This window comes from Mesorhizobium sp., from assembly GCF_041661565.1.
In the GTDB taxonomy this organism is placed as follows: Bacteria; Pseudomonadota; Alphaproteobacteria; order Rhizobiales; family Rhizobiaceae; genus Mesorhizobium.
This window is the reverse complement of sequence record NZ_JBAZUD010000090.1, coordinates 1-21,266: the sequence shown is the minus strand read 5'-3', so window position 1 is coordinate 21,266 and position 21,266 is coordinate 1. Positions and strand designations below refer to the sequence as shown.

Here is a 21,266-nt window from a genome sequence, read left to right as displayed (position 1 = left end):
TTTCAGCGCCGAGCAGGCGGCAACCACCCCTTGGCCTTGCGCCGCCGATAGTGCGATGCGCTCCCCGATCGCATCCAGCCAGCCCTCGCGCAGTTGGTCGGTGAGCGGCTGGCCACTTGCCATGCGCGCCACGTTTTCGGGCGGATGCAGCTTGTCTCCCTCGATGAAAAGGGCGCCCAGGGCCGCCGCCAGCGCGGTGCCGACGGCCGACTTGCCGCAGCCCGCGACCCCCATCACCACGATGGCCGGGGGCACCCGCCCCGGGGCGCCGGTCGGCGCCTTTGCCGGCTTTTCGTCCACTGTCAGCGGCTTGCCGGCGCGCGGCCGTAGAGCAGCAGCATGGCGACGATGACGACGCCATAGATGATCTGGCGTCCCGCCTCGGGCATCTGCATGACCGAGAGGATGGATTGCAGCAGCGTGATCAGGATGACGCCGGCGACCGTGCCGAGATAGGAGCCGCGCCCGCCCAGGATCGAGGTGCCGCCAAGTACCACTGCGGCGATGGAGGGCAAGAGATAGGCATCGCCCATCGACTGCGCCGCCTTGGAGGCATAGCCGGCCAGCAGCACGCCGCCGAAGGCGGACAGCCCGCCCGATACCGCGAAGGCGATCATCACCACGCGCCTTGTATCGATGCCCGAGAGATAGGCGGCGCGCTCACGGTTGCCGATGCCGTAGACGGTGCGGCCGAAGCTGGTGCGGGTCAGCACGAACACCATGGCCGCGCCGATCAGCGCCCAGATGATGACCGCGTTCGGCACGCCCGGAATGGTAAAGCCGGTCGCCAGGTAGCGCATCGCGCCGGTGGCCGAATCCTGCGGCGAGAACCCGCCGGTGTAGACCACCATCAGCCCCTGCGCGACGGCATTGGTGGCCAGCGTGATGATCATCGACGGAATTCGCAGATAGGCGACGCCGATGCCGTTGACGATGCCGATCGCAACCCCGCAGAGGATCCCGAACGGAATGGCCAGCGCCACGCCGGCTGGACCATAGGCGGCCGCAGCGCAGGCCATCATCGCGCCCGCCGCCACCGACCATGGCACCGACAGGTCGATCTGGCCGAGCAGGATGACCAGCATCATGCCGGTTGCAATGACGCCGAGGAAGGATGCCACCTTGAGCTGTTGCAGGAGGTATTCGGGCGACAGGAAGCTGCGCGAATAAAGGCTGCCCAGGAACAAGAGCAGCACGATGCAGGCAAAGGCCGTCAGCACGGCAGGGTCGGCACGGCGGATGAATTTCGGCATGCGGCCGGCAATGCCGCCGTCGCTCTTCCCAACCATCGGCGTCGTTTCGCTCACAGGAACCACTCCAGCCGGTTGCGGACCCGAAACAGGGCGAAGGCGCCGAGGCTGACGGCGATCAGCAGGATGACGCCCTGGAACAGCGGCTGCCAGAGCGGATCGAAATCGAACACGAACAGCAGGTCGCCGATCGTGCGGAAGGCGAGCGCGCCGAAGATGGCGCCAATGGCGCTGCCCTTGCCGCCGAACAGCGACACGCCGCCCAGCACCACGGCGGCGATCGAAAACAGCGTGTAGGAATTGCCGCTCGCATAGGCGGCCTCGCCCGTATAGGTGAAGAAGGTCAGGAACAGTCCTCCGATCGCCGCCAGCAGCCCGGCCAGCGTGTATGCCGCGAACTTGCCTCGGCGGATCGGTACGCCCGACATGTAAGCCGCCGTCTCCGACGATCCGGCCGCGTAGGCGGCTCGCCCCAGCACCGAACGGCTGAACGGCACCCAGACGACGATCACGACGGCCAGCAGCACCACCAGGCTTGCCGGCACCACCTCGAACACACGCCCCGTCAGCGCATCGGCCAGGTCTTCATTGACCGATCCACCCGGAAATGGCCGCAGCAAAAGACCGATGCCGTAATAGACGGCGCCCGTGGCGATGGTCGCGACGATCGGCTGCAGCCGGCCATAGATGACGATCGCGCCGTTGATGGCGCCGCACGCAAGGCCGACGGCCAGCACAGCGACGACGCCGAGCGCCGTCTGCGTCGGCGTGCCCACCACCAGCCAGGAGGCGAGACAGTTGGTCAACAGGAAGATCATGCCGACGGACAGGTCGATGCCCGCCGTGATCACCACAAGCGTCTGCGCCATGGCGACGAAGGCCAGAAGCACGCCCTTGTTGGCCGCCGTCTGCACGACATTGGCGTTGAAGCCGGCCGGGTGATTGGACGTGTAGATGATGAACATGACCATGAAGATGCCGAGCGCCAGCAGCGTTCCGCGCTGCTCGGCCAGCCAGTAGCGCCAATCTTTCACGCGCTTGCTCCCAGGCCCACCGGGCTCTCCTCGCCATGGATGTTGAGCGCGCTGGATATCAGCGCCCGCTCGGTGATCTCGGCGCCAACCAGTTCGCGCTTGACCGCGCCGTCATAGAGCACGAGCACGCGGTCGCAGCAGCCGATCAGTTCGTCATAGTCGGTCGAGTAGAACAGGATCGCCGCGCCCGCGTCGGCGAGCTTGCGCATCAATTGGTAGAGCTCCTGCTTGGTGCCGACATCGATGCCGCGCGTCGGGTCGTTCAGCAGGATGATGCGCGGCTGGCGCATCAGCCATTTGGCGATCACGACCTTCTGCTGGTTGCCGCCCGACAGCGCGCCGACCGGAATGTCGAGGCCCGCCGTCTTGATCGCCAGCAGTCCAACCATGTCGTCGATCAGCCTTTGCTCGGCGGCGCGGTCGATGATGCCGCCCTTGGACAGCCGGTCGAGCGCCGCGAAGGACAGGTTCTCGCGCACCGTCATCGGCAGCATCAGGCCTTCGGTCTTGCGATCCTCGGGGATGAGCGCCATGCCGATATTGTTCTCGCGCGCCGCGGCCGGGCTGGCGATGGCGACAGGTTTGCCGTCGATAAGCACCTGGCCGGTGAGGCCGCGCAACACGCCGAAAAAGGCAAGCAGCAGTTCGCGCTGGCCCTGGCCGTCGAGGCCGCCAAGACCGACCACCTCGCCTGCCCTGACGGTCAGCGAGATGTTGTGCAGCCGATCCGTCCAGCTGAGCTTGCGGGCTTCGAGAACCGGCACGGCGGTGGTCGGGACGGCGGCAGGCTTGGTCGGAAAAATGTGGCTGTACTCGCGGCCGATCATCAGCTCGACCACTTCATTGTCGCTCTTCGTGCCGGCCTTGTAGCTGGCGACGTTGCGGCCGTTGCGGAACACGGTGCACTGGTCGGCGAGTTCGGCGATTTCGTTCATGCGGTGCGAGATGTAGAGCAGCGCCAGCCCTTCGGAGCGCAGCCGCTTCAGCACCGCGAATATCTTCGAGACATCCGCGGCCGTCAGCGCCGAGGTCGCTTCGTCGAGGATGAGGATGCGCGGCTTGCGGGCCAGCGCCTTGGCAATCTCGACCATCTGCCGGCGTGACAGCGGCAGGTCCTTGACGAGCGATAGGGGGTGGATGTCGGCGGCGCCGGCGCGTGCCAGTGCATCTTCGGCTATGCGGCGCTGCGCCTTGCGATCGATCATGCCGAAGCGCTTCGGCGGGTCGGAAATGACGATGTTGTCGGCGACGCTGAGTTCGGGGATCAGCGACAGCTCCTGGAAGATGCAGACAATGCCGGCCTTGTTGGCCGCGCCGGGCGAAGCGAAGGTCACTTCGCGCCCGTCCAGCATCATGCGACCTTCGTCGGGCGCCACCACGCCCGCCATGACCTTGATCAGCGTCGACTTGCCGGCGCCGTTCTCACCGAGAATGGCATGGATGCTGCCGGCCTGTACGACAAGCTCGGCCTTCTCGAGTGCCCGCACGCCGCCATAGCGCTTGGATATGCCTTCCATGCGGAAGAGCGGAGCCGCACCGTCCATCAAGCCTCCCAGGGCGCTTGTCGCAGTGGAGACTGGCGCCGCGGCCATGCCGCGGCGCCAGCGACTACCAGGCGTGACTTACTGGTTTTCCTTGGTCTGCCCCATGATTTCCTGGGCACTGAAGTTGATGCCGCAGGTCGGGAAGGAATTGCCGACGAAGAAATTGTCGGATTCCTTCGGGAAGTAGTCGGTGCCTTCCTTGAAATTCGGGTCGGAGGCGATCGCCAGCGGCAACTTCACCTCCTGCGGCACCACCTCGCCTTCGAGAGCCGCGATCGCGGTCTTGATGGCGACAGCGACCTGGGCCGGGCCCGAGCCCGCCGACGTGCACTTCAGCCCGTCGGCCGCATGCGCCGCGCAGAACTTGCGGAAGCCGTTTTCGGTTTCGCCGCCGAACGGCACGAACGGATGCTTGGCATCGATCATCGCCTGGACGATACCGGTGTCGCCGCCCTGGCCGGTGATGCCGTCGAAAGGACCATTGGTGGCGATCGCGTCGGCGGTCACCTTCTGCGCCACGCCGTCATCCCACTTGCCGGCGACTTCCGTCACATCCCACTTCTTGCCGGAAGCGGCAAAGACCTCATGGATGCCGTTATGACGGTCGGTGTCGACCGAGGTGCCGGCAACGCCGCGCACTTCGAGGATCTTGCCGCCATTCGGCACCTTTTCGACCAGCCATTTGGCCCACAATTCGCCAAGGCCCTTCTGGTCGACATTGACGTTGATGGCATCCTTGGTGTCGAGGATGTTGTCGAAAGCGACCAGCACGATGCCGGCCTGCTTGGCGCGCTTGATCACCGGACCGAAGGCGGTCGGGTTCTGCGCGTCGGTGACGATCGCGTCGTAGCCGGAATCGATGAAATTGTTGATCGCCGAGATCTGCGCCGGCACATCCTCGCCGGTCGAGACGACCTTGAATTCCTTGATCTTGGCCTTCACGTCCGGCTGGGCCGCATAGGCCTTGGCCGTCTGCACCATCTGGATGCGCCAGGTGTTGGCGATGTAGCCATTGGCGAAGGCGATCCGGAACGGACCTTCCTTCTTGGGATATTTGAAGAACTTCGTGTCGGCGCTCCAGGGCGCGAAGCAGTCCGCCTGGGCGGCGGGGCCCGAAACGATCTCCGGACCGGCGGCCATGGCGGCCGAATTGAGCATGACGAATGCGCTGGCGGCAACGATGCCACCGACGAGTGACTTGATCATCGATTATCCTCCCGATTGTAGTTCTGTTCGTGGTTTCGTTCTGCGAGTCCCACGCATGAACCGACAGCTGCCGTCTCGCCCACGCGTGTTCTGTATCGCTTGCGGTTGCCGAACTGGCCCCTCCCCTCGTCGCAACCAGCCGCGCGAAAATTATCATATTATCCATAAGAAACAAGAATAAGTTGTCGCTTATGTATAATAAACAGGCACCAGCTTGCTGCCTCAAGCGCTGTTTGATGATGATGGTAGCGCTACCAAATCAGGCTGTAAACTGCTTTCACGCAGCCGCCTCCGTGTTTTTCAACGGGCGGTGCTCTCGCGGCGCCTGAGCTCGAAGCCGAGGTCGACGACCCGCTCTTGCGGCCTGTTGCCGGCGATTGCCGCGAGCGCCATGGCCACCGCCCGCCTGCCGATTTCGTATCGGGGGGTGCGGATGCTGGTGATCGACGGAAACGCCACCTGCATCATGTCGAAATCATTGAAGCCGACGATGCCGATGGTCTTCGGAACCTCGATCGAGGCGCGATGGCATTCGAAAAGCACGCCGAGCGCGATGTCGTCATTGTTGCAGAACACGCCATCCAGCGTCGGCATCTTGGCCAGCGCATCGCGAAACAGCTCCCGTCCCAGCGTCACGCTGGACAGAACCGGGGTGGTGGTGACCAGGCGCGGATCGAACAGGCCGGCTTTTTCCATCGCCGCGCGGTAGCCGGCGAGGCGTCGCTGCGAGCGCGGATCCATGCGCGCACCGATGAAGCCGATCCGGCGGTAGCCCGCCTCGATCAGGTGCTCGGTCGCCGTCCTGCCGCCGTCGAGATGCGAGAAGCCGACCATCATGTCCACGGGATCCGGCCCTGTTTCCATCACCTGCACCACGGGACAGCCGGCATTCTGCAGCAGATTGCGCGAGGTTGGCGTCTGGTCGATGCCGGCGACGATCAACGCCGCCGGCCGCTGCGATCCGAACACCTGCAGCAGCCGCTCCTCCTCGAGGCCGGAATAATGCGTGTTGCCGAGCTGGATACGGAACGGGCCGTCCGACAGGCTGTCATAGATGCCGCGCACCACTTCGGCGAAGACGTTGTTGGTGAGCGACGGCACCAGCACGCCGAACACCTCGGCGCGGGCGGAAGCCAGCGCCCGCGCATTCGGATCGGGCACGTAGCCAAGTTCGTCGATCGCCGCCTCGATCTGGCGGCGTAACTCTTCCGAGACGCGGCCCGGCTCGCGCAAGGCGCGCGACACGGTGATGGCGCCGACGCCGGCCTTGCGCGCGACGTCCGCGATGGTTGGACGGCCGCCGCCCCGGCGCGAGCGCGGCTTCAGCAAGGCCATGGCCCAGGTGCATGGCCGCCAAGGCTCGCCCGCACAATCATCCCAGCTGTCGCCATCGTACCGGCCTTTGCCCCCCGCGACTCTGGTCGCGCGGCGCCTGCGCGTTGTCAACCCAAGGAATTGAGCCGCCGATATCGGCCCGAAGCCAGTCAGGCCATCACGGCCGTGTCGCGCCGTGCTCTCCATATCAACAGCCCGATCGCCAGCAAGTTCAGCAAATTCCAGGCGATGCCGTTGAGGAATGCCGCGGCGTAGGAGCCGGTCAAATCGTAGATCCAGCCCGACATCCAGCCGCCGATCGCCATGCCGAAGATCGTCGCCATCATGACGATGCCGATGCGCTGGCCGGCTTCCTTCGCCGGCAGGTATTCACGAATGATGATCGCATAGCAAGGCACGATGCCGCCCTGCGACAGACCGAACACCAGCGACACGACATAGAGCGAGGCCAGCCCGTCGAACGGGATGTAGAACAGCAGCGACAGGCATTGCAGCACCGAGCCGATGAGCAGGGTCTTCACCCCGCCGATGCGGTCGGCGATGAAGCCAGACGCCAGCCGGCTGACGACGCCCGCCGCCATCATGATCGACAGCATGTCGGCGCCTTGCGCCACGCCATAGCCGAGATCCATGCAATAGGCGACGATATGGACCTGCGGCATCGACATCGCGACGCAGCAGCCGAGGCCGGCGACGACCAGCAGCGCCTGCAGCGCGGCCGGCGACATCGAGATCGCCTGTACCGGCCTGGTTCCCGGCGAGCCCGCGGCGGCGGCCGGGGGAGCGCCGCGCCGCAACAGCAGCACCAATGGCACCATGGTCACCAGGCAGAAGACGCCGATGGCGGCATAGGTGAAGCGCCAGCCTTCCGCCTTCATCATCGTTGGAATGATGGTCGGCCAGATGGCCCCGGCAAGATAATTGCCGGCCGCCGCAGCTGTCACCGCGACGCCGCGCCTACGGTTGAACCAGTGCGAGATGTCGGCGATCAACGGCCCGAAGATCACGGATGTGCCGACGCCGATGAAGATCCCCTGAGCAAGGGTGAATTGCAGGAGCGAAGTCGACAGCGCCGCGAGCAGAAGGCCGGCGGCGAGCGCAACGGACGACAACAGAGCCGGAATCCAGTACCCCATGCGGTCTATGGCGCGGCCGATCAACACGTTGCCGGCGGCAAAGCCGACCATGGTCGCGGTGTAGGGCATGGATGCCGCAGCGCGATCGACGCCGAACTCGGCCTGCACTGCGGGCAGCACGACGACGACGGCCCACATGCCGACGGCGCCGATCGTCGCCAGCAGCATCGAGATGGCCAGTCGCAGCCAGGCGTAGGAGCTGTCTATGCCGGGGCTCGGCCTGCTGGTGTCGGTTCGGGTCAAAGGCGTTTCCTGTCGGCAATCTCGAAGATCCGCTGCCGTTTCCTGCACTATCGGCGCATTCGCGGCGCACAGCAGCGCCACGGCGGGCATATCCATGGCTCCAGCGCGGGAACCGACACCGATATGCCGAGTTTCCCGGCGGACCACCTCGAAAATGGGAGTCCCGTCATGACAGCGAAGAAGAACTGGTCGGCCGATGTGACCGAACATAGCGACGCAATGGATCTCGAGGATCACGTCTTTGAATCCGACGATGCCAGGAAGATCGCCGCCTCTCTCAAGCGATCCGCCGAACACAGCAACCGCCGTAAGGCCGAGCCGTTCCAGTCCGCCATGTCGATGCTGAATTTCTACATCAACCGCGCCGGCAAGAATCTGCCGGCAGCGCGAAGACGAGTGCTGGAGGACGCCAAGGACGAACTGCGCGCCGTCTTTGGCCGCGACAGGGAAGAGTAGAGCCAGCGCGGCGGGATCGCCAACCGGTTCCGCCAAATTTGCCGGAATTGGACCTAGTGACAGGTCCTGCTTGCCTTCACCTTGCAGGCTGGTCTCGTTCCGAGGCGCAAGGGTCTAAGGCATGACAGTCAGGATTGGCATCAATCCCATAACCTGGACCAATGATGATGTCCCGGCGCTCGGCGGCGACACACCCTTGGAAACCTGCCTGTCGGAAACGGCGCTTGCCGGCTATGCCGGTACGGAACTCGGGGGGAAATTCCCCAGGCAAAGCGAAACGCTCGGTCCGATCCTGTCGTCCTATGGGCTCGACCTGGTTTCCGGCTGGTATGACGGCCGCATCTTCGACCGCACAGTCGACGAGGAATTCGCGGCGATCACCCCGCATTTGACCTTGCTGCGCGACCTCGGCGCGACGCTTGTCGTCTATGCCGACACATCGCGCGGCCGCCATGACGCGATCTTCGCGCCGATCTCGCAGCGCCCTCGCCTCACCGACGACCAGTGGCCGGCCTATGGAGAGAAGATCACCCGGCTGGCCGATCGCATGGCGGAATTCGGCGTCGGCATGGCGTTCCATCACCATATGGGCACCATCGTCGAGACCGACGACGAGGTCGACCGGTTGATGGCTGCCACCGGCAAGAGCGTCGGCCTGCTTTTCGACACCGGCCATTGCTTGTTTTCCGGCGGTGACCCGCAGGCGCTGTTGATGCGGCACCTCGACCGCGTCGTGCATTTCCATTGCAAGGATGTTCGCCGCCCGGTGCTCGAAAAAGCCCGGCGTGAGGATATGAGCTTCATGGCGGCGGTCATGGAAGGCATCTTCACCGTGCCCGGCGACGGTTCGGTCGATTTCCTGTCGCTGCTGGGACCGCTGGCCAGCCGCGGCTACGAGGGCTGGATCGTCGTCGAGGCCGAGCAGGATCCCGCCAAGGCGCATCCCTTGACCTATGCCACGAAAGGCTACGCCTCGCTGCTGGCGACCGCACGCGAGGCCGGCTTCGACGTGGCGACACGACAGAGGGCCTGACCGGCGCTGGGCGCGCATGGTGACCAATCGGGCGCGCGCCTCGGTGGGGTAGCGACGCGAAAGCGCCCGGCGATCCGCGCCGCACCTCTCCTTGTGCGGCGCGGATCGCGGACGTCGTTTCCGCTGTTCGTGCTTTCAGTCTTGAGGCCGGCCGCCAGCCGTGCCTTGATACGGATGAAGGAGTGACATGGCTTTCGAGGCAGCGCTTGGCATTGAACGGCTGTGCACGATCCGCGAGATCGCCGACAAGGCCGAACTCGGGACGGCGACCGTCCACCGCGCCCTGAAGAACAGCCGCGAGATTCGGCCCGAGACGAGGCGGCTGGTGCTCGACACGGTTTGTCGTCTCAACGAGGAAAAGATCGCCCGCGCGGCGCGCTATGTCGAGGGCTAGAATGATACCGAGAAATGGGGACCGGTTCTCGCAAAGGTTCATGGACCGACGAAGAGATGGATCCGGATGATGATCCCGCCAATCCTCATCATGGTCTAGACTGGCTCCATGCGCCTTTCCCTCGACATCATGTCGGTCGACCGCACCTCGGAAGAGCCGATGCATCGGCAGATCTACGGGGCGTTGCGGCGCTTCATCCTCGATGGCCAGATCCCGCAGAACACGCTTTTGCCATCGACGCGCTCGCTGGCCGAGGATCTCAAGGTCGGTCGCAACACGGTCATCGCCGCCTACGACCAGCTTCTCGCCGAAGGCTTCATCGAGGCGCGCGCCGGATCGGGCACCTGGGTCGCGCCGATCCAGCGCGACCGCCCGCTGGCGTCGCTGCGCGCCGGGCTCGGCGCTCCACAAAAGCTGTCGCGTCGCGGCCAGACCATCGTCAACGGGCCGCAGCCGCCGCGCAATGCCGGCGTCATCAATTTTCATCCGGGCGTCCCGGAGACGGCGTCGTTTCCCTTCAGCATCTGGTCGAGCCTTCTGGTGCGCAACGCGCGCAGCCGCGACGAGAGCCTGCTTGGCTACCTCTCCTTCGCCGGTCATCCAGGCCTGCGCCAGGCCATCGCCTCGACCATCAGCCTGTCGCGCGGCATCAACTGCACCGCCGATCAGGTGATCATCGTCACCGGAGCCCAGGCCGCGCTCGACCTCGCCTCGCGCGTGCTGATGGACGAGGGCGATCATGTCTGGATGGAAGAGCCCGGCTATCTCGGCGCCAAGAGCGCATTCCTCGCCAGCGGCGCCAAGCTGGCCCCGCTCAAGGTCGACCGACGCGGCTGGCACCTTTCCGACCCTGCCCTGCCGCCGCCGCGGCTGATCTATGTGACGCCGTCCTGCCAGTGGCCGTTCGGCACCATCATGCGCATCGAGGAGAGGCTGCAGCTGCTCGACATCGCCGAGCGCCACGGCGCCTGGATCGTCGAGGACGACTATGACGGCGAATACCGCTATCGCGGCCGCCCGGTGCCGGCGCTGCGCGGCCTCGACCACGCCGACCGTGTCGTCTATATCGGCAGTTTCGGCAAGACGCTGATCCCGGCGTTGCGCATCGGCTACCTGATCGTGCCGCGCGAACTGTCAGTCCCGTTCGACAGGGCGGTCAGCATCACCGGCCAGTTCGCGCCGCTCATCCTGCAAGCGACCGTCAACGACTTCATCACCCAGGGCTATTTCGCCACCCATCTGAAGCGGATGCGCCGGCTTTACGCGCGCCGGCAGGCGAATTTCGTCAAGCTATGCCAAGACCATCTGGGCGAGTGGCTGACTGTGACGGAGAACGATTCCGGCATGCAACTGCTGGCGAGCTTCACGCGCCCATACAAGGACAGCGATGTGGTCGCCGCCGCGCTCAAGGAAGGGCTCGACGTGCAAGGCATCTCCATCAACTACCATTCGAGCGAACCGGAGAACGGGCTGCTGCTTGGCTATGCGGCGATGGACGAACGCCAGATCCTGCGCGCCGTCCTGGCCCTGCGCGCCGCGTTCATCAGGCTGGACAGGAGTTAGCGCCAAGGGCTCGGCACGGTCGCCAGTGCGTTCGCGAAAGAGCCCTCGGCGAAGTGAGGCTTACTGGTTGATCTCGGGTTCGACGAGCTTGGCCAGGTTTCGCAGCGATTCCTGCCAGCCGAGGTAACAGGCCTCCACCGGGATGACATCAGGGATTCCGGCTTGCGTGATGTCGACCTCCGTGCCGACGGACACCTTCTTCAAGACAACGGTCACCTCCATCACGCCCGGCAGATTGGGATCGTCGAACCTGTCGGTGTAGCGCAGGAGTTCCCCCGGAACGAGTTCGACATATTCGCCGCCGAACGAGTGGCTGCCGCCAGTGGTGAAGTTGCGGAACGCCATCTTGAACGTGCCGCCAACCTTGCCTTCCAGATGATCGACGGTGCAAGTGAAGCCATTTGGCGGCAGCCATTTGGCCAGCGCGTCGGCCTCGAGAAACGCGCGGTAAACCTTCTCCGGGCTGGTGGTCAGGACGCGGTGCAGACGGACGGTGCCGGGCATTTCGATACTCCTCTTTAGTTCCTGGAAGATGCCCCAAGGACGAGCGGTGCCAGGCCGATCCGACATAGGCTCGTCGGTTTTTTACTGGCAGCGTTTATTTTGCTACGGCAGCGCGCCAGAAAGAACAACGTGTGCCAGTCGACTGAGACGCTAGACAAGGAACCCGACCTCCCGCACGTTGACGCGAACACGGGAGACACGCAGATGAGCGCTTCGGTCAGGCTCGGCATTGTCGGCGGCGCGGGCTGGCTGGGCGGAGCCATTGCCGGCGCGGCCTTGGCGGCGGGCGCCGTGCGGGCGGAACACCTCACCCTATCCTACCGCCGTACCAGGCCTGAGCGCTTTTCGGGCGCTTTCTGGACCGCCGACAACCAGGTGCTCGCCGACCGCTGCGATGTCATCCTGCTTTCGGTGCGGCCGCAAGACTGGCCTTCTCTGGAAGTCGACGCCAAGGGCAAATTGGTGATCTCGGTGATGGCCGGTATCCGGCTCGCCGCGATCGGCGAGAAGCACGCCACGTCGCGTGTCGTGCGCTCGCTGCCGAACGCGGCTGCCGAGGTGGCGAACTCCTACACGCCATGGATCGCCAGCGGCGATGCAACCGAAGCCGACCGTGCCATCACGCGCGCCATCTTCGATGCCTGTGGCGTGCAGGACGAGGTCGGCAGCGAGCGCGACATCGATTACCTCACTGGCCTTACCGGCTCGGGGCCCGCCTTTCCTGCCCTGCTGGCGCACGTGATGATGCGCGATGCGATCGCCTTCGGCCTCCCGCCAGACGTCGCGCGGCGCGCCGTCAACACGGTGCTCACCGGAGCCGGGCAGCTGCTCGAAGCGCGGGACGCCTCGCCGGCCGAAACGGTGCAGACTTTCCTCGACTATCGCGGCACCACCGCTGCGGCGATCGAAACCATGCGTGAAGCCGGTTTCGAGCAGGCGGTGGCGAACGGGCTGGCGGCCGCGTTCAGGAAGTCGCTTGCGATGGGCAATACCTGATTGAATGCCCTCGACATTCTTGCCTGAGATGCCTGATCTCAGATTGAAAACCGCCTCGCGGCTTGCCGCGTCACGTCTCAATTGACGCTGTCGAACTTCTGCAGATCCACAGGTGCTGCCTTGCGCAGCTCGACATCGTCCAGCGAGGCATGTTCGAGAGCCACCCGCGCCGCCGCGTCGATGTTGTGGATCATATCGTCGATCTCGCCGTCGCCATGCGCCGGGTTCATGGCGATCATCACCGTGCGGTTGAGGATGTCGAGCGAGCTCTTGCCGAGGTCGTCGGCATAGTCCAGCCGCAGGCCCTTGTTCTCCGGCAGCGTGTATGGGTTGAGCGCCGGATGATGCGCGCCCTCATGCATCAGCACCTGGTCCCACTGGGTGAAGTTATGCCGGCCGGTCTTGCCGGCGATGACGCTCGGAATGGTCGTTGAGAACGTCCGCGCCGCCTGCTCGCTCGGCAACAGATACATGACCTGCGCCGCGCAATCGTCGTCCGGGCTGTTCATCGGCGATGGCGTCAGGCCGAGATTGCCGAGATGCCGCGTGCCCGCCAGCACCTTCTTCTTCTCGGCCCGCATCGCCTCGATGATGCCGTCGAGCCTGTCGAGCTGGACGTTGAGCATGGCTCCCATCAGTTCGGAAGCGCGCGCGCCGATGCCGGCGAACGGCTTGATGCTGTCGCTGCGCCCCTGCCAGTAGAAATGGCAGGGATCGATCGCGCAGCGCGCCCGCTCCGCCACCTTTGGATCGCTGGTGGCGATGCCGCCGCCCTCGCCCGATGTGATGTTTTTGAAATAGTTGAAGGAATAGGCGCCGGCATGGCCGATCGAGCCCAGCTTGCGGCCCTCGTAGCCGCCGCCAATACCCTGGCAGACATCTTCCAGCACCAGAAGGCCGCGCTTGCCCGCGATCTCCATGATCGCGTTCATGTTGCAGGCCGTGCCCCACATATGCACCGGGATCACCGCCCTGGTGCGCGGGCCGATGGCATCGCGCAACGCCGCGGGGTCGATGGTCAGGCTCTCGTCTATGTCGACGATGACCGGAATGGCGCCGACGGACAGAACCGCGGTGGCCGTCGCCATATAGGTGTGCGCCGGAACCAGCACCTCGTCGCCCGGACCGATGCCGAGGCCGATCAGGCCGGCGGCAAGCCCATAGGTGCCGCTGGCGGCAAGCGCGAAATGCTCGACGCCGAGATGGCGGGCATAGCGGGCCTCGAAGCGGTCGCACTCGCTGTCCTCGCCATAGCGGAACAACGCGCCCGAGCGGATCACCCTGGCGATGGCTTCGATCTCTTCCTCACCGGCACTGTACATGGCGGCCTCCATTGTTTGATGGTGCGCAACGTGTACGCTCGCCCGCCCTATTTGAAAGAACCACTCCGCCGTGATCGGACCAAGCCATCCGATGGCCCAGTGCATCCAGGCTCGGAGCGTTGACGCGCGGCAAAATGAAATCGCCGTTCCAAATAACCGCCCGCTGGAAAAATCGTACCCATCCGATTCCGAAAAAGTGGCTCTGTCGGAAAGGTCGCTTTCGGCGTTCCATCGCGTCCAGTTGGGCAAACGGTCGGGTTCCATGCATCACGGAACACACTTTGGAAGACCCTCGCGGCCGGCCTACAGCCGGGAAGACCGCAATTCATGAACACCACCGCTCCCAGTCGCCGCATCGTATTGCACGAAGACGATGTCGGCATGTGCCATGGCGCCAACAGCGCCTTTCTCGAACTGACCGGTCTGGGCGTCTGCAGTTCCGGCGCGGTGATGGCGCCTTGCCCCTGGTTCCTCGAAATGGCCGAGGCCGCCGCCGCCGATCCTGCACTCGATCTCGGCGTTCACCTGACGCTCAACAGCGAGAAGCAGCACTACAAATGGCGGCCGCTCACCTCTCCGTCACGCGCTGCCGGCCTGACCGATGAGTTCGGCTATTTCTGGCCGGATGTCGCGACCACCCGCCGCAAGGCCGCGCCGCAAGCCGTAGAAACCGAATTGCGCGCGCAGATCGACACCGCCTACCGCGCAGGCATCGATGTCACCCACCTCGACGCGCATATGGGCGCCGCGCTGTCGCCGGAATTTTGCGATATCTACATCAGGCTTGGCCTGGAATACCGCCTGCCGGTGCTGTTGACCAAGACCCTGTCGGCCTATTCGCCCAACGACAATCTGGTCGGCGTCACCGAAGAGGCGTTCCAGACGGGCGTCGAACAGGCGCGCGCCGAGGGCTTTGTCATTTTCGACGCCGCCATCCAGACGACGTGGGGCCGGCCCCGCTCACGGCCGATCGAACCCGCCTACAAGGCGCTGGTCGAGGGTGTGCGTGACGGCCTGACGTTCTTCTGCCTGCACTTCAATGCGCCGGGCGAGCTGGAACTGATCGAGCCGCGCTCCGCCTATATCCGCACCGAGGAATATGAATTGTTCCGCGACCAGGGCTTTCGCGACTGGCTCGGCGCGCAGGACATCGACATCATTGGCATGAGGCCGCTGCGCGAGGATCTTCGCGCGGCGCTTTCGAGATCGACCGGCCCCGGCAACGCGGCCGACGCACACCAATCGGCATCGGCAAGGGCCCGCAAAGCGGCCATCCGATCCGCGACGTGACCGCTCACCGCGAGCGGCGCACGCCATGAGGAGAACGACAGCCTGTCCATGACAGGCTTCTGCACCGCAACGGCAATGGGAGAATTGAAATGAAGACGGTATTGAAATTGGCGCTCGGCGCCATGGTCTCGATGGGCATGCTCGCCGGCATCGCGCAGGCCGCCGGACTGAAGGAACCGAAGGACGTCCGTATCACCTTCGTGGTGCATGGTTCGGCCTCCGACCCTTACTGGTCGGTGGTCAAGCGCGGCGTCGACGATGCGGCGGCGCTTACCGGCGCCAAGGTCGAATATTACGCGCCGCAGGTGTTCGATGTGGTCGAACAGGCCCGGTTGCTCGATGCCGCGGTCGCCACCAAGCCGGACGGCATTGCCGTGTCGATCGCCGACGCCAACGCACTCGGCAAATCGGTCAAGGCAGCACTTGCCGCCAACATCCCGATGGTGGTGCTGGATTCGGGCGAGAAGGAAGGCGCCGAGCTCGGCACGTCGCTCTATGTCGGCACAGTCTCTGAATATGATTCCGGCAAGAAGGCAGGCGCGCGCCTGGCCAAGGAAGGCACGCTCAAGGTCGTCTGCATCAACCACGAGGTCGGCAATGTCAGCCTCGACCAGCGCTGCCAGGGCGTGAATGATGGTCTGAAGCCGGCCGGCGGCAGCGCCGAAGTCCTGACCGTGTCGCCCGATCCGGCCGATATCCAGCGCCGCACCGAAGCCTATCTGTCGGCGCATCCCGACACCCAGGCCGTCTTCGCGCTGGGTGCCACCGCGGCCAATCCGCTGATCCCGTTCTTCCGCGACCACGAACTTTTCGGCAAGATCAAGCTCTACACCTTCGACATCAGCCCCGAGGTCCTGGATTCGGTGGTCGCCGGTGAAATGGGCTTCGGCATGGACGCCCAGCAATATCTGATGGGCTACCTGCCGGTCATCTACCTGGTCGAGCAGGCAACGCATGGCTTCTGGCCTCAGAACAACTCCTACACCGGCCCGCTGTTCATCGACACGCCCGACAAGGCCAAGGCGATCCTGGCACTGGCCAAGGACGGCATCCGCTAGCCTGAAGGGAGATCACCGGGGCAAGCGCGCAGGCACTTCCCCGGGTCTCTGATCGATGTTGCGCAGAAAGCGATTGGGGAGCCTAATGGCTGTCGTGGAAGACAAGGCGATACCTTCGGATGCACCGGCTGCCGGCGCCCTGGCCAGGGACCGTTTCGGCATGACCTCGAAGCGGGCGGCCGGCGCCGACGAGCGGCTGGCCAGCACCGGCAGGCTCACCCAATGGCTGCGCCGGCCCGAAGCAGGCGCCGCCGGCGGGCTTCTGGCCACGATCGTCATTTTCGCGCTTCTGCCGGGTGCGGCGAACCTCTATTCGCTGCAGGGGTCGATGACCTTCCTGACGCTGTCGGCTGAACTCGGCATCATCGCCACCGCCGCCGCCCTGCTCATCATCGCCGGCGAATTCGATCTCTCCGTCGGCTCGATGGTCGGCTTCGCCGGCGTCGTCATCGGCCTGACGGTGAAATACTGGGGACTGCCGCTGTGGGGCGGCATAGCCTGCGCCTTCGCCGTCGCCGTCCTCACCGGCTATCTCAACGGCCTGATCGTGGTGAAGACCCGCCTGCCGTCCTTCATCGTCACTCTGGCCACGCTCTACATCCTGCGCGGCCTGTCGATCGGTATAACCCGCGCGGTCACCGGCCGCACGCAGATCCCCTATATCCTTGATGGCGCCCCGGATCCCGGCACATCGGGCCTGTTCAACGGGCACATCCTGGTCGGGCTGTTCCACTGGATGGGCACACAAGGCTGGATCGCCACACGCAGCGACGGCATTCCGTTCGTCGCCGGCATTCCGATGTCGATCGTCTGGTGGCTCGGCCTGACCGCGCTCGCCGGCTATGTGCTGACCCAGACCAAATACGGCAACTGGATCTTCGCCACCGGCGGCGACTTGGTCGCCGCCCGCAATGTCGGCGTGCCGGTCGACCGCGTGAAGATCAGCCTGTTCATCTACACCGCCTGCGCGGCGACGCTGCTCGCCACAATCCAGGTGATGGAGGCCGGCTCCGCCGACACCACGCGCGGCCTGCTCAAAGAGTTCGAGGCCATCATCGCCGCCGTCATCGGCGGGGTCCTGCTCACCGGCGGCTACGGCACCGTCTACGGCGTGCTGTTCGGGGCGCTGATCTTCGGCCTGGTGCAGATGGGCATCTTCTACACCGGCATCGACACCGACTGGTTCAAGGTCTTCCTCGGCATCGTCATCCTGATGGCCGTGCTGGTCAACAACTACATCAGGCTGAAGGCGCTCGGACGCGGAGGCGGCAAATGAGCCAGTCTGCCCAGACCATTCACCCCGCCATGGAACTGCGCGGCGTGTCCGTCAGTTTCGGCTCGGTACGCGCGCTGCAGGACATCGACATCAAGGTCTACCCAGGCGAGGTGCACTGCCTGCTCGGCGACAATGGCGCCGGCAAGTCGACGCTGATCAAGGTGCTGTCCGGCGTCCACCGGCCGACCAAGGGCGAGATCCTGGTCGACGGCAAGCCGGTAGCCTTTCGCAGCCCGCGCGACGCCCAGGACCTCGGCGTCGCCACGGTGTTCCAGGACCTCGGCATGATCTCGCTGATGTCCATCACCCGCAATTTCTTCCTCGGCCGCGAGCCGACGCGGAGCAGCCTGCCCTTTTCGCGCATCGACAAGGAGCGCGCCAACACCATTGCGCGCCAGGCGATGGCCGATATCGGCATCGACGTGCGCGACCCGACACAGGCCGTCGGCACGCTATCAGGCGGCGAGCGCCAATCGGTGGCGATCGCGCGCGCCGTGCATTTCGGTGCCCGGGTGCTGATCCTCGACGAGCCGACCTCGGCGCTCGGCGTGCACCAGGCGGCGATGGTGCTGAAATTCATCATCGAGGCGCGCATGCGCGGGCTGGCCGTCATCTTCATCAGCCACAACATCCACCACGCCTATCCGGTCGGCGACACCTTCACGCTGCTCAACCGTGGCCGCAATCGCGGCACCTACGCCAAGTCTGATATCTCGCGCGACGAGGTCATCTCGATCATGTCCGGCGGCGAAGATTTGAAGGCGGTCGAAGCGGAAATCGCCGGACTGCTGGCGCAGATCGGCAACCGGCCGCCGGCGACCGCATCGTGACCCACACATCGAGACTCTTCGGAAAGTGATCGCATGAGCAGGATACGGGTCGGGGTCATCGGCGCCGGCATGATTTCGCAGGTCGAGCATATTCCGAACCTGCTGCGCCTTGGTGACCTGTTCGAGGTGGTTGGCGTTGCCGATCCCTCGCGGATCTCGCGTCAGTTCGTCACCGACACCCATGGCGTTCCCGGTTTCGAGACACCCGAGCAGCTTTTCGACCAGCGTCTCGACGCCGTCGTCATCGGCTCGCCGGACCCGCTGCACTATGAACAGGTGCTGGCGGCACTGGCACGCGGCCTGCACGTGTTCTGCGAAAAGCCGCTCTGCTATTCGCCGGCCGAGATCGCCGACATCATCGCGGCCCGCTACAGCACGGGAAAAGTGGTTCAGGTCGGCTACATGAAGCGCTTCGACCCGAGCTACCGGCTGGCGCTGGAATCGCTGCCCGGCGCGGCCGGGACGCTTCGCTCCGTATCGGTCGAGGTCAACGACCCCGACGCCTGGCCGTTTATCGCCCACCAGCGCTACAAGCGCGGCGGGGATATTCCAAAGGAGCTGATCGCCACCGCCATCGCCAAGCAGAGGCAGCAGGTCGAGCGCGCCGTCGGCATGCCTTTGACGGATCTGGCTTTCCGTGGGTTTACCGGTGCTTACAGCTCGGCCCTGATTCACGATGTCAACGCCGTGCATGGCCTGCTCGACGCGCTGGAGGTGCCCGACGGCGAGATCGTCGGCGCTCAGATCTTCGCCAATGGCGACGGTGGCCAGGGCGCGGTCAAGCTGCTCGGTGGCCAGGCGCTGTGGACCATGACGCATCTGACCGTGCCGAAGCTCGCCGACTACAAGGAACGCATCACGCTGTTCTTCGACGATGCCAGTCTCGAACTGGAATTCCCCTCGCCCTGGCTCAACCACCATCCGACACGGCTGACGGTGAAGACCTCGGACGGCCACACGCTGTCGACGAGGGATTTGCGCGCCGGCTACGCGGAAGCCTTCGTCGAGGAGTTGCGCGGCTTCCGGGGCGCGATCGTCAACGGCGACCCTGTCCTGAACCCGCCCGAACACGCGGCCCGCGACCAGGCGCTGCTGGTTGGCCTGACCCGCCGACATCTGTCGAATTCGCCGTCCTGACCGCGGACAAGCACAGGCCGGCCTCGCCTGGACATCGACCTACCTGGATTGGATGACGCCGTCTGTGTTCGCCAGCAGCTTGCGCACCGCGTTGCGTGCCGCGTCCGGCCGCCGCAGCCGGATGTTCTTCTCGATCGCCTCGTGCAGTTTCTGCGCGTGGCTGAGATCGTCGAGTTCCCGCGTCGTATAGGCAAACAGGTGATCGAACGCGGATTCGATCAGCACGCCGAGCGGCACCAGGAGATCGTTGCCGGAAGCGCGCAGGATGGCGAGGTGGAAACGCGTGTCGGCGCGGGTGCGCTCCTGCAGGCTGGTCGCCTCGCCCATCTCCCGGCAGGCCAGGCTGATCTCGGCCATCTGCTCGTCGGTCCGCCGCATCGCCGCGAAGGCGGTTGCTTCCGGCTCGATGATATGACGGAACTCCTGCACGGTCTTCAGGAAGACTTCGCGGTCCGGCGATGTCGCGTACCAAGCGAGCACATCGCGGTCGAGCAGGTTCCAGCGTTCCTTCGGTTCGACCCAGCTGCCGATCTTCGGACGCGAGGCCAGCAGGCTCTTGGCCATCAGCATCTTGATCGCCTCGCGCACCGCCGAGCGGCTGACGCTGAAGGTCTCCGACCATTTCGCCTCGTTGGGCAGGATCGTTCCCGGCGGATAGTCGCCGCGCACGATGCGCAGCCCGATCTCGTTCGCCAGCGATGTGTGAACGCTGGCCCCCGGAATGCGTGCAGCATCGGGCCGGCGCACGCCCGCCGGACGCTCGGCAGCCGCCGCTTTCGCCGTCGATTTGTCCTTGCTCGGCTTCGCGTCCCGCATGGCTCCAGAAAGTCCGGTTTCAGCAAGCTGTCAAGCGCGGCGCACGGGTTGACCTGCGATGCCGGCGGCTGTGCACAGATCAACCCGCTTTTCGTTCCAGCGCTCAGCTCGCCTTGACGTATTTGCGCCAGCTGTGCTCCGGCCGGAAGCCGAGCAAATCGCGCGCCTTGCGGTTGGACAGCAGCGTCTCGTATTCGCCGAGACCGGCCTTGACCGGCACGCCAGGATAGAAGCGCTTCAGCAGTTCCGCCGTCGGCAGGTCGGACGAGGTGTCGTCATTGGCGGCGTTGAACACCTGGAACCCAAGCCCGTCCTTCTCGATGGCGCGCAGCGTGATCTGGCCGAGATCGCGCGCATCGACATAGCTCCAGGCGATGCGCTTGCGGAAGCCCGGATCGGCGAACCATTTCGGAAAAAGCGAATACTCGTGCGGTTCGATGACATTGCCGATGCGCAGCGCATAGATGTCGATGCCGCTGCGCAGCGCGAAGGCACGCGCCGTCTTCTCGTTGACGACCTTGGACAAGGCGTAGCTGTCCATCGGGTCGACGTCATAGTCCTCGTCGAGCGGGAAATGCGTCGGGTCGCGCGGTTCGTTGGCGAAAACCAGGCCGTAGGTCGTCTCGCTGGAAGCGATCACCACCTTGCGGATGCCGAGCTTCACCGCCGCCTCGATGACGTTGTAGGTGCCCATCGCATTGATGCGGAACAGCTCGTTGTCGGGCGTGATCATGATGCGCGGGATGGCGGCGAAATGCACCACGGCATCGACCGGCTGGGCGCGCAGCGACGGATCGAATTCATGCAGGCCCATATAGCTCGACAGCGCGTTGAAGACCTGGC

At 64.9% G+C, this 21,266-nt stretch carries 21 protein-coding genes; 10 read left to right on the top strand and 11 right to left on the bottom strand.

Going from position 1 to position 21,266, the window contains the following annotated elements; translation table 11 throughout:
• The 7 genes from WC739_RS16525 to WC739_RS16495 form a co-directional block, all read right to left on the bottom strand.
• Window positions 1–300: shikimate kinase (locus WC739_RS16525; protein WP_372954099.1), on the bottom strand; the 300-nt coding region annotated here is incomplete at its 3' end.
• Between the two features lie 2 nt (window positions 301–302).
• Window positions 303–1,289 (bottom strand): ABC transporter permease, encoded by a 987-nt coding sequence (locus WC739_RS16520; protein WP_372954101.1) that lies wholly within the window; start codon window positions 1,287–1,289, stop codon window positions 303–305.
• 14 nt (window positions 1,290–1,303) lie between these two features.
• Entirely contained in the window at window positions 1,304–2,284 is a 981-nt protein-coding gene (locus WC739_RS16515) for an ABC transporter permease (protein WP_372954098.1), read from the bottom strand.
• Window positions 2,281–3,828 carry a sugar ABC transporter ATP-binding protein gene (locus WC739_RS16510; protein WP_372954097.1) on the bottom strand — a complete coding sequence of 516 codons (1,548 nt, stop codon included), beginning with the start codon at window positions 3,826–3,828 and terminating at the stop codon, window positions 2,281–2,283. Before WC739_RS16510 ends, WC739_RS16515 begins: the two co-directional genes overlap by 4 nt.
• 78 nt (window positions 3,829–3,906) lie before the next feature.
• The gene (locus WC739_RS16505; protein ID WP_372954096.1) at window positions 3,907–5,034 is read right to left on the bottom strand and encodes a sugar ABC transporter substrate-binding protein; all 1,128 of its coding nucleotides are present in this window, start codon (window positions 5,032–5,034) and stop codon (window positions 3,907–3,909) included.
• Between the two features lie 300 nt (window positions 5,035–5,334).
• Window positions 5,335–6,369 carry a LacI family DNA-binding transcriptional regulator gene (locus WC739_RS16500; protein WP_372954095.1) on the bottom strand — a complete coding sequence of 345 codons (1,035 nt, stop codon included), beginning with the start codon at window positions 6,367–6,369 and terminating at the stop codon, window positions 5,335–5,337.
• A 149-nt stretch (window positions 6,370–6,518) separates the two neighbouring features.
• Entirely contained in the window at window positions 6,519–7,748 is a 1,230-nt protein-coding gene (locus WC739_RS16495; RefSeq protein WP_372954094.1) for an MFS transporter, read from the bottom strand.
• A 168-nt stretch (window positions 7,749–7,916) separates the two neighbouring features.
• On the opposite strand from WC739_RS16495, the gene WC739_RS16490 reads away from it, so the two are divergent.
• From WC739_RS16490 to WC739_RS16475, 4 genes are all read left to right on the top strand, one after another.
• On the top strand, window positions 7,917–8,204 hold the full coding sequence (locus WC739_RS16490; protein ID WP_372954093.1) for a DUF3175 domain-containing protein: 288 nt from the start codon (window positions 7,917–7,919) through the stop codon (window positions 8,202–8,204).
• Between the two features lie 121 nt (window positions 8,205–8,325).
• The gene (gene iolE / locus WC739_RS16485) at window positions 8,326–9,237 is read left to right on the top strand and encodes a myo-inosose-2 dehydratase (protein ID WP_372954092.1); all 912 of its coding nucleotides are present in this window, start codon (window positions 8,326–8,328) and stop codon (window positions 9,235–9,237) included.
• A gap of 187 nt (window positions 9,238–9,424) precedes the next feature.
• A complete protein-coding gene (locus WC739_RS16480) occupies window positions 9,425–9,631 on the top strand; it encodes a LacI family DNA-binding transcriptional regulator (protein WP_372954091.1) in 207 nt (68 codons plus the stop codon).
• 108 nt (window positions 9,632–9,739) lie between these two features.
• Entirely contained in the window at window positions 9,740–11,194 is a 1,455-nt protein-coding gene (locus WC739_RS16475) for a PLP-dependent aminotransferase family protein (RefSeq protein ID WP_372954090.1), read from the top strand.
• A gap of 60 nt (window positions 11,195–11,254) precedes the next feature.
• Here WC739_RS16475 and WC739_RS16470 read toward each other — a convergent pair whose 3' ends face one another.
• Complete coding sequence (locus tag WC739_RS16470; protein ID WP_372954089.1) at window positions 11,255–11,698, bottom strand: SRPBCC family protein; 444 nt, start codon at window positions 11,696–11,698, stop codon at window positions 11,255–11,257.
• A gap of 204 nt (window positions 11,699–11,902) precedes the next feature.
• Between WC739_RS16470 and WC739_RS16465 the strand changes: the two genes are divergently transcribed.
• Window positions 11,903–12,694 (top strand): pyrroline-5-carboxylate reductase family protein, encoded by a 792-nt coding sequence (locus WC739_RS16465; RefSeq protein WP_372954088.1) that lies wholly within the window; start codon window positions 11,903–11,905, stop codon window positions 12,692–12,694.
• Window positions 12,695–12,771: 77 nt separating this feature from the next.
• Here WC739_RS16465 and WC739_RS16460 read toward each other — a convergent pair whose 3' ends face one another.
• Window positions 12,772–14,016 carry a DegT/DnrJ/EryC1/StrS family aminotransferase gene (locus WC739_RS16460; RefSeq protein WP_372954087.1) on the bottom strand — a complete coding sequence of 415 codons (1,245 nt, stop codon included), beginning with the start codon at window positions 14,014–14,016 and terminating at the stop codon, window positions 12,772–12,774.
• Window positions 14,017–14,343: 327 nt separating this feature from the next.
• Here WC739_RS16460 and WC739_RS16455 point away from each other — a divergent pair, with 327 nt between their 5' ends.
• The 5 genes from WC739_RS16455 to WC739_RS16435 all read left to right on the top strand — a co-directional run bounded on the left by WC739_RS16455 (window position 14,344) and on the right by WC739_RS16435 (window position 19,607).
• Entirely contained in the window at window positions 14,344–15,306 is a 963-nt protein-coding gene (locus WC739_RS16455) for a ChbG/HpnK family deacetylase (protein ID WP_372954086.1), read from the top strand.
• Window positions 15,307–15,395: 89 nt separating this feature from the next.
• Window positions 15,396–16,364, top strand: coding sequence for a sugar ABC transporter substrate-binding protein (locus tag WC739_RS16450; protein ID WP_372954085.1), 969 nt, complete (start codon window positions 15,396–15,398; stop codon window positions 16,362–16,364).
• 160 nt (window positions 16,365–16,524) lie between these two features.
• Window positions 16,525–17,640 carry an ABC transporter permease gene (locus tag WC739_RS16445; protein ID WP_372954100.1) on the top strand — a complete coding sequence of 372 codons (1,116 nt, stop codon included), beginning with the start codon at window positions 16,525–16,527 and terminating at the stop codon, window positions 17,638–17,640.
• The gene (locus WC739_RS16440; RefSeq protein ID WP_372954084.1) at window positions 17,637–18,470 is read left to right on the top strand and encodes an ATP-binding cassette domain-containing protein; all 834 of its coding nucleotides are present in this window, start codon (window positions 17,637–17,639) and stop codon (window positions 18,468–18,470) included. Before WC739_RS16445 ends, WC739_RS16440 begins: the two co-directional genes overlap by 4 nt.
• A gap of 33 nt (window positions 18,471–18,503) precedes the next feature.
• Window positions 18,504–19,607, top strand: a complete 1,104-nt coding sequence (locus tag WC739_RS16435; protein ID WP_372954083.1) for a Gfo/Idh/MocA family protein — start codon at window positions 18,504–18,506, stop codon at window positions 19,605–19,607.
• 39 nt (window positions 19,608–19,646) lie between these two features.
• Here the strand turns inward: WC739_RS16435 and WC739_RS16430 are convergent, their stop codons facing one another.
• Both WC739_RS16430 and WC739_RS16425 read right to left on the bottom strand, forming a co-directional pair.
• Window positions 19,647–20,423, bottom strand: a complete 777-nt coding sequence (locus WC739_RS16430; RefSeq protein ID WP_372954082.1) for a FadR/GntR family transcriptional regulator — start codon at window positions 20,421–20,423, stop codon at window positions 19,647–19,649.
• A gap of 103 nt (window positions 20,424–20,526) precedes the next feature.
• Window positions 20,527–21,266 (bottom strand): NAD-dependent epimerase/dehydratase family protein (locus WC739_RS16425; protein WP_372954081.1); only part of this gene is annotated, 740 nt, incomplete at its 5' end.

Excerpts from the sequence above, each read along its gene's own strand:
- WC739_RS16520 (WP_372954101.1), bottom strand. The coding sequence starts at position 1,289 with ATGGTTGGGAAGAGCGACGGCGGCATTGCCGGCCGCATGCCGAAATTC.
- WC739_RS16510 (WP_372954097.1), bottom strand. The coding sequence starts at position 3,828 with ATGGACGGTGCGGCTCCGCTCTTCCGCATGGAAGGCATATCCAAGCGC.
- WC739_RS16505 (WP_372954096.1), bottom strand. The coding sequence starts at position 5,034 with ATGATCAAGTCACTCGTCGGTGGCATCGTTGCCGCCAGCGCATTCGTC.
- WC739_RS16500 (WP_372954095.1), bottom strand. The coding sequence starts at position 6,369 with ATGGCCTTGCTGAAGCCGCGCTCGCGCCGGGGCGGCGGCCGTCCAACC.
- WC739_RS16490 (WP_372954093.1), top strand. The coding sequence starts at position 7,917 with ATGACAGCGAAGAAGAACTGGTCGGCCGATGTGACCGAACATAGCGAC.
- iolE (WP_372954092.1), top strand. The coding sequence starts at position 8,326 with ATGACAGTCAGGATTGGCATCAATCCCATAACCTGGACCAATGATGAT.
- WC739_RS16480 (WP_372954091.1), top strand. The coding sequence starts at position 9,425 with ATGGCTTTCGAGGCAGCGCTTGGCATTGAACGGCTGTGCACGATCCGC.
- WC739_RS16475 (WP_372954090.1), top strand. The coding sequence starts at position 9,740 with ATGCGCCTTTCCCTCGACATCATGTCGGTCGACCGCACCTCGGAAGAG.
- WC739_RS16470 (WP_372954089.1), bottom strand. The coding sequence starts at position 11,698 with ATGCCCGGCACCGTCCGTCTGCACCGCGTCCTGACCACCAGCCCGGAG.
- WC739_RS16465 (WP_372954088.1), top strand. The coding sequence starts at position 11,903 with ATGAGCGCTTCGGTCAGGCTCGGCATTGTCGGCGGCGCGGGCTGGCTG.
- WC739_RS16460 (WP_372954087.1), bottom strand. The coding sequence starts at position 14,016 with ATGTACAGTGCCGGTGAGGAAGAGATCGAAGCCATCGCCAGGGTGATC.
- WC739_RS16455 (WP_372954086.1), top strand. The coding sequence starts at position 14,344 with ATGAACACCACCGCTCCCAGTCGCCGCATCGTATTGCACGAAGACGAT.
- WC739_RS16450 (WP_372954085.1), top strand. The coding sequence starts at position 15,396 with ATGAAGACGGTATTGAAATTGGCGCTCGGCGCCATGGTCTCGATGGGC.
- WC739_RS16445 (WP_372954100.1), top strand. The coding sequence starts at position 16,525 with ATGACCTCGAAGCGGGCGGCCGGCGCCGACGAGCGGCTGGCCAGCACC.
- WC739_RS16440 (WP_372954084.1), top strand. The coding sequence starts at position 17,637 with ATGAGCCAGTCTGCCCAGACCATTCACCCCGCCATGGAACTGCGCGGC.
- WC739_RS16435 (WP_372954083.1), top strand. The coding sequence starts at position 18,504 with ATGAGCAGGATACGGGTCGGGGTCATCGGCGCCGGCATGATTTCGCAG.
- WC739_RS16430 (WP_372954082.1), bottom strand. The coding sequence starts at position 20,423 with ATGCGGGACGCGAAGCCGAGCAAGGACAAATCGACGGCGAAAGCGGCG.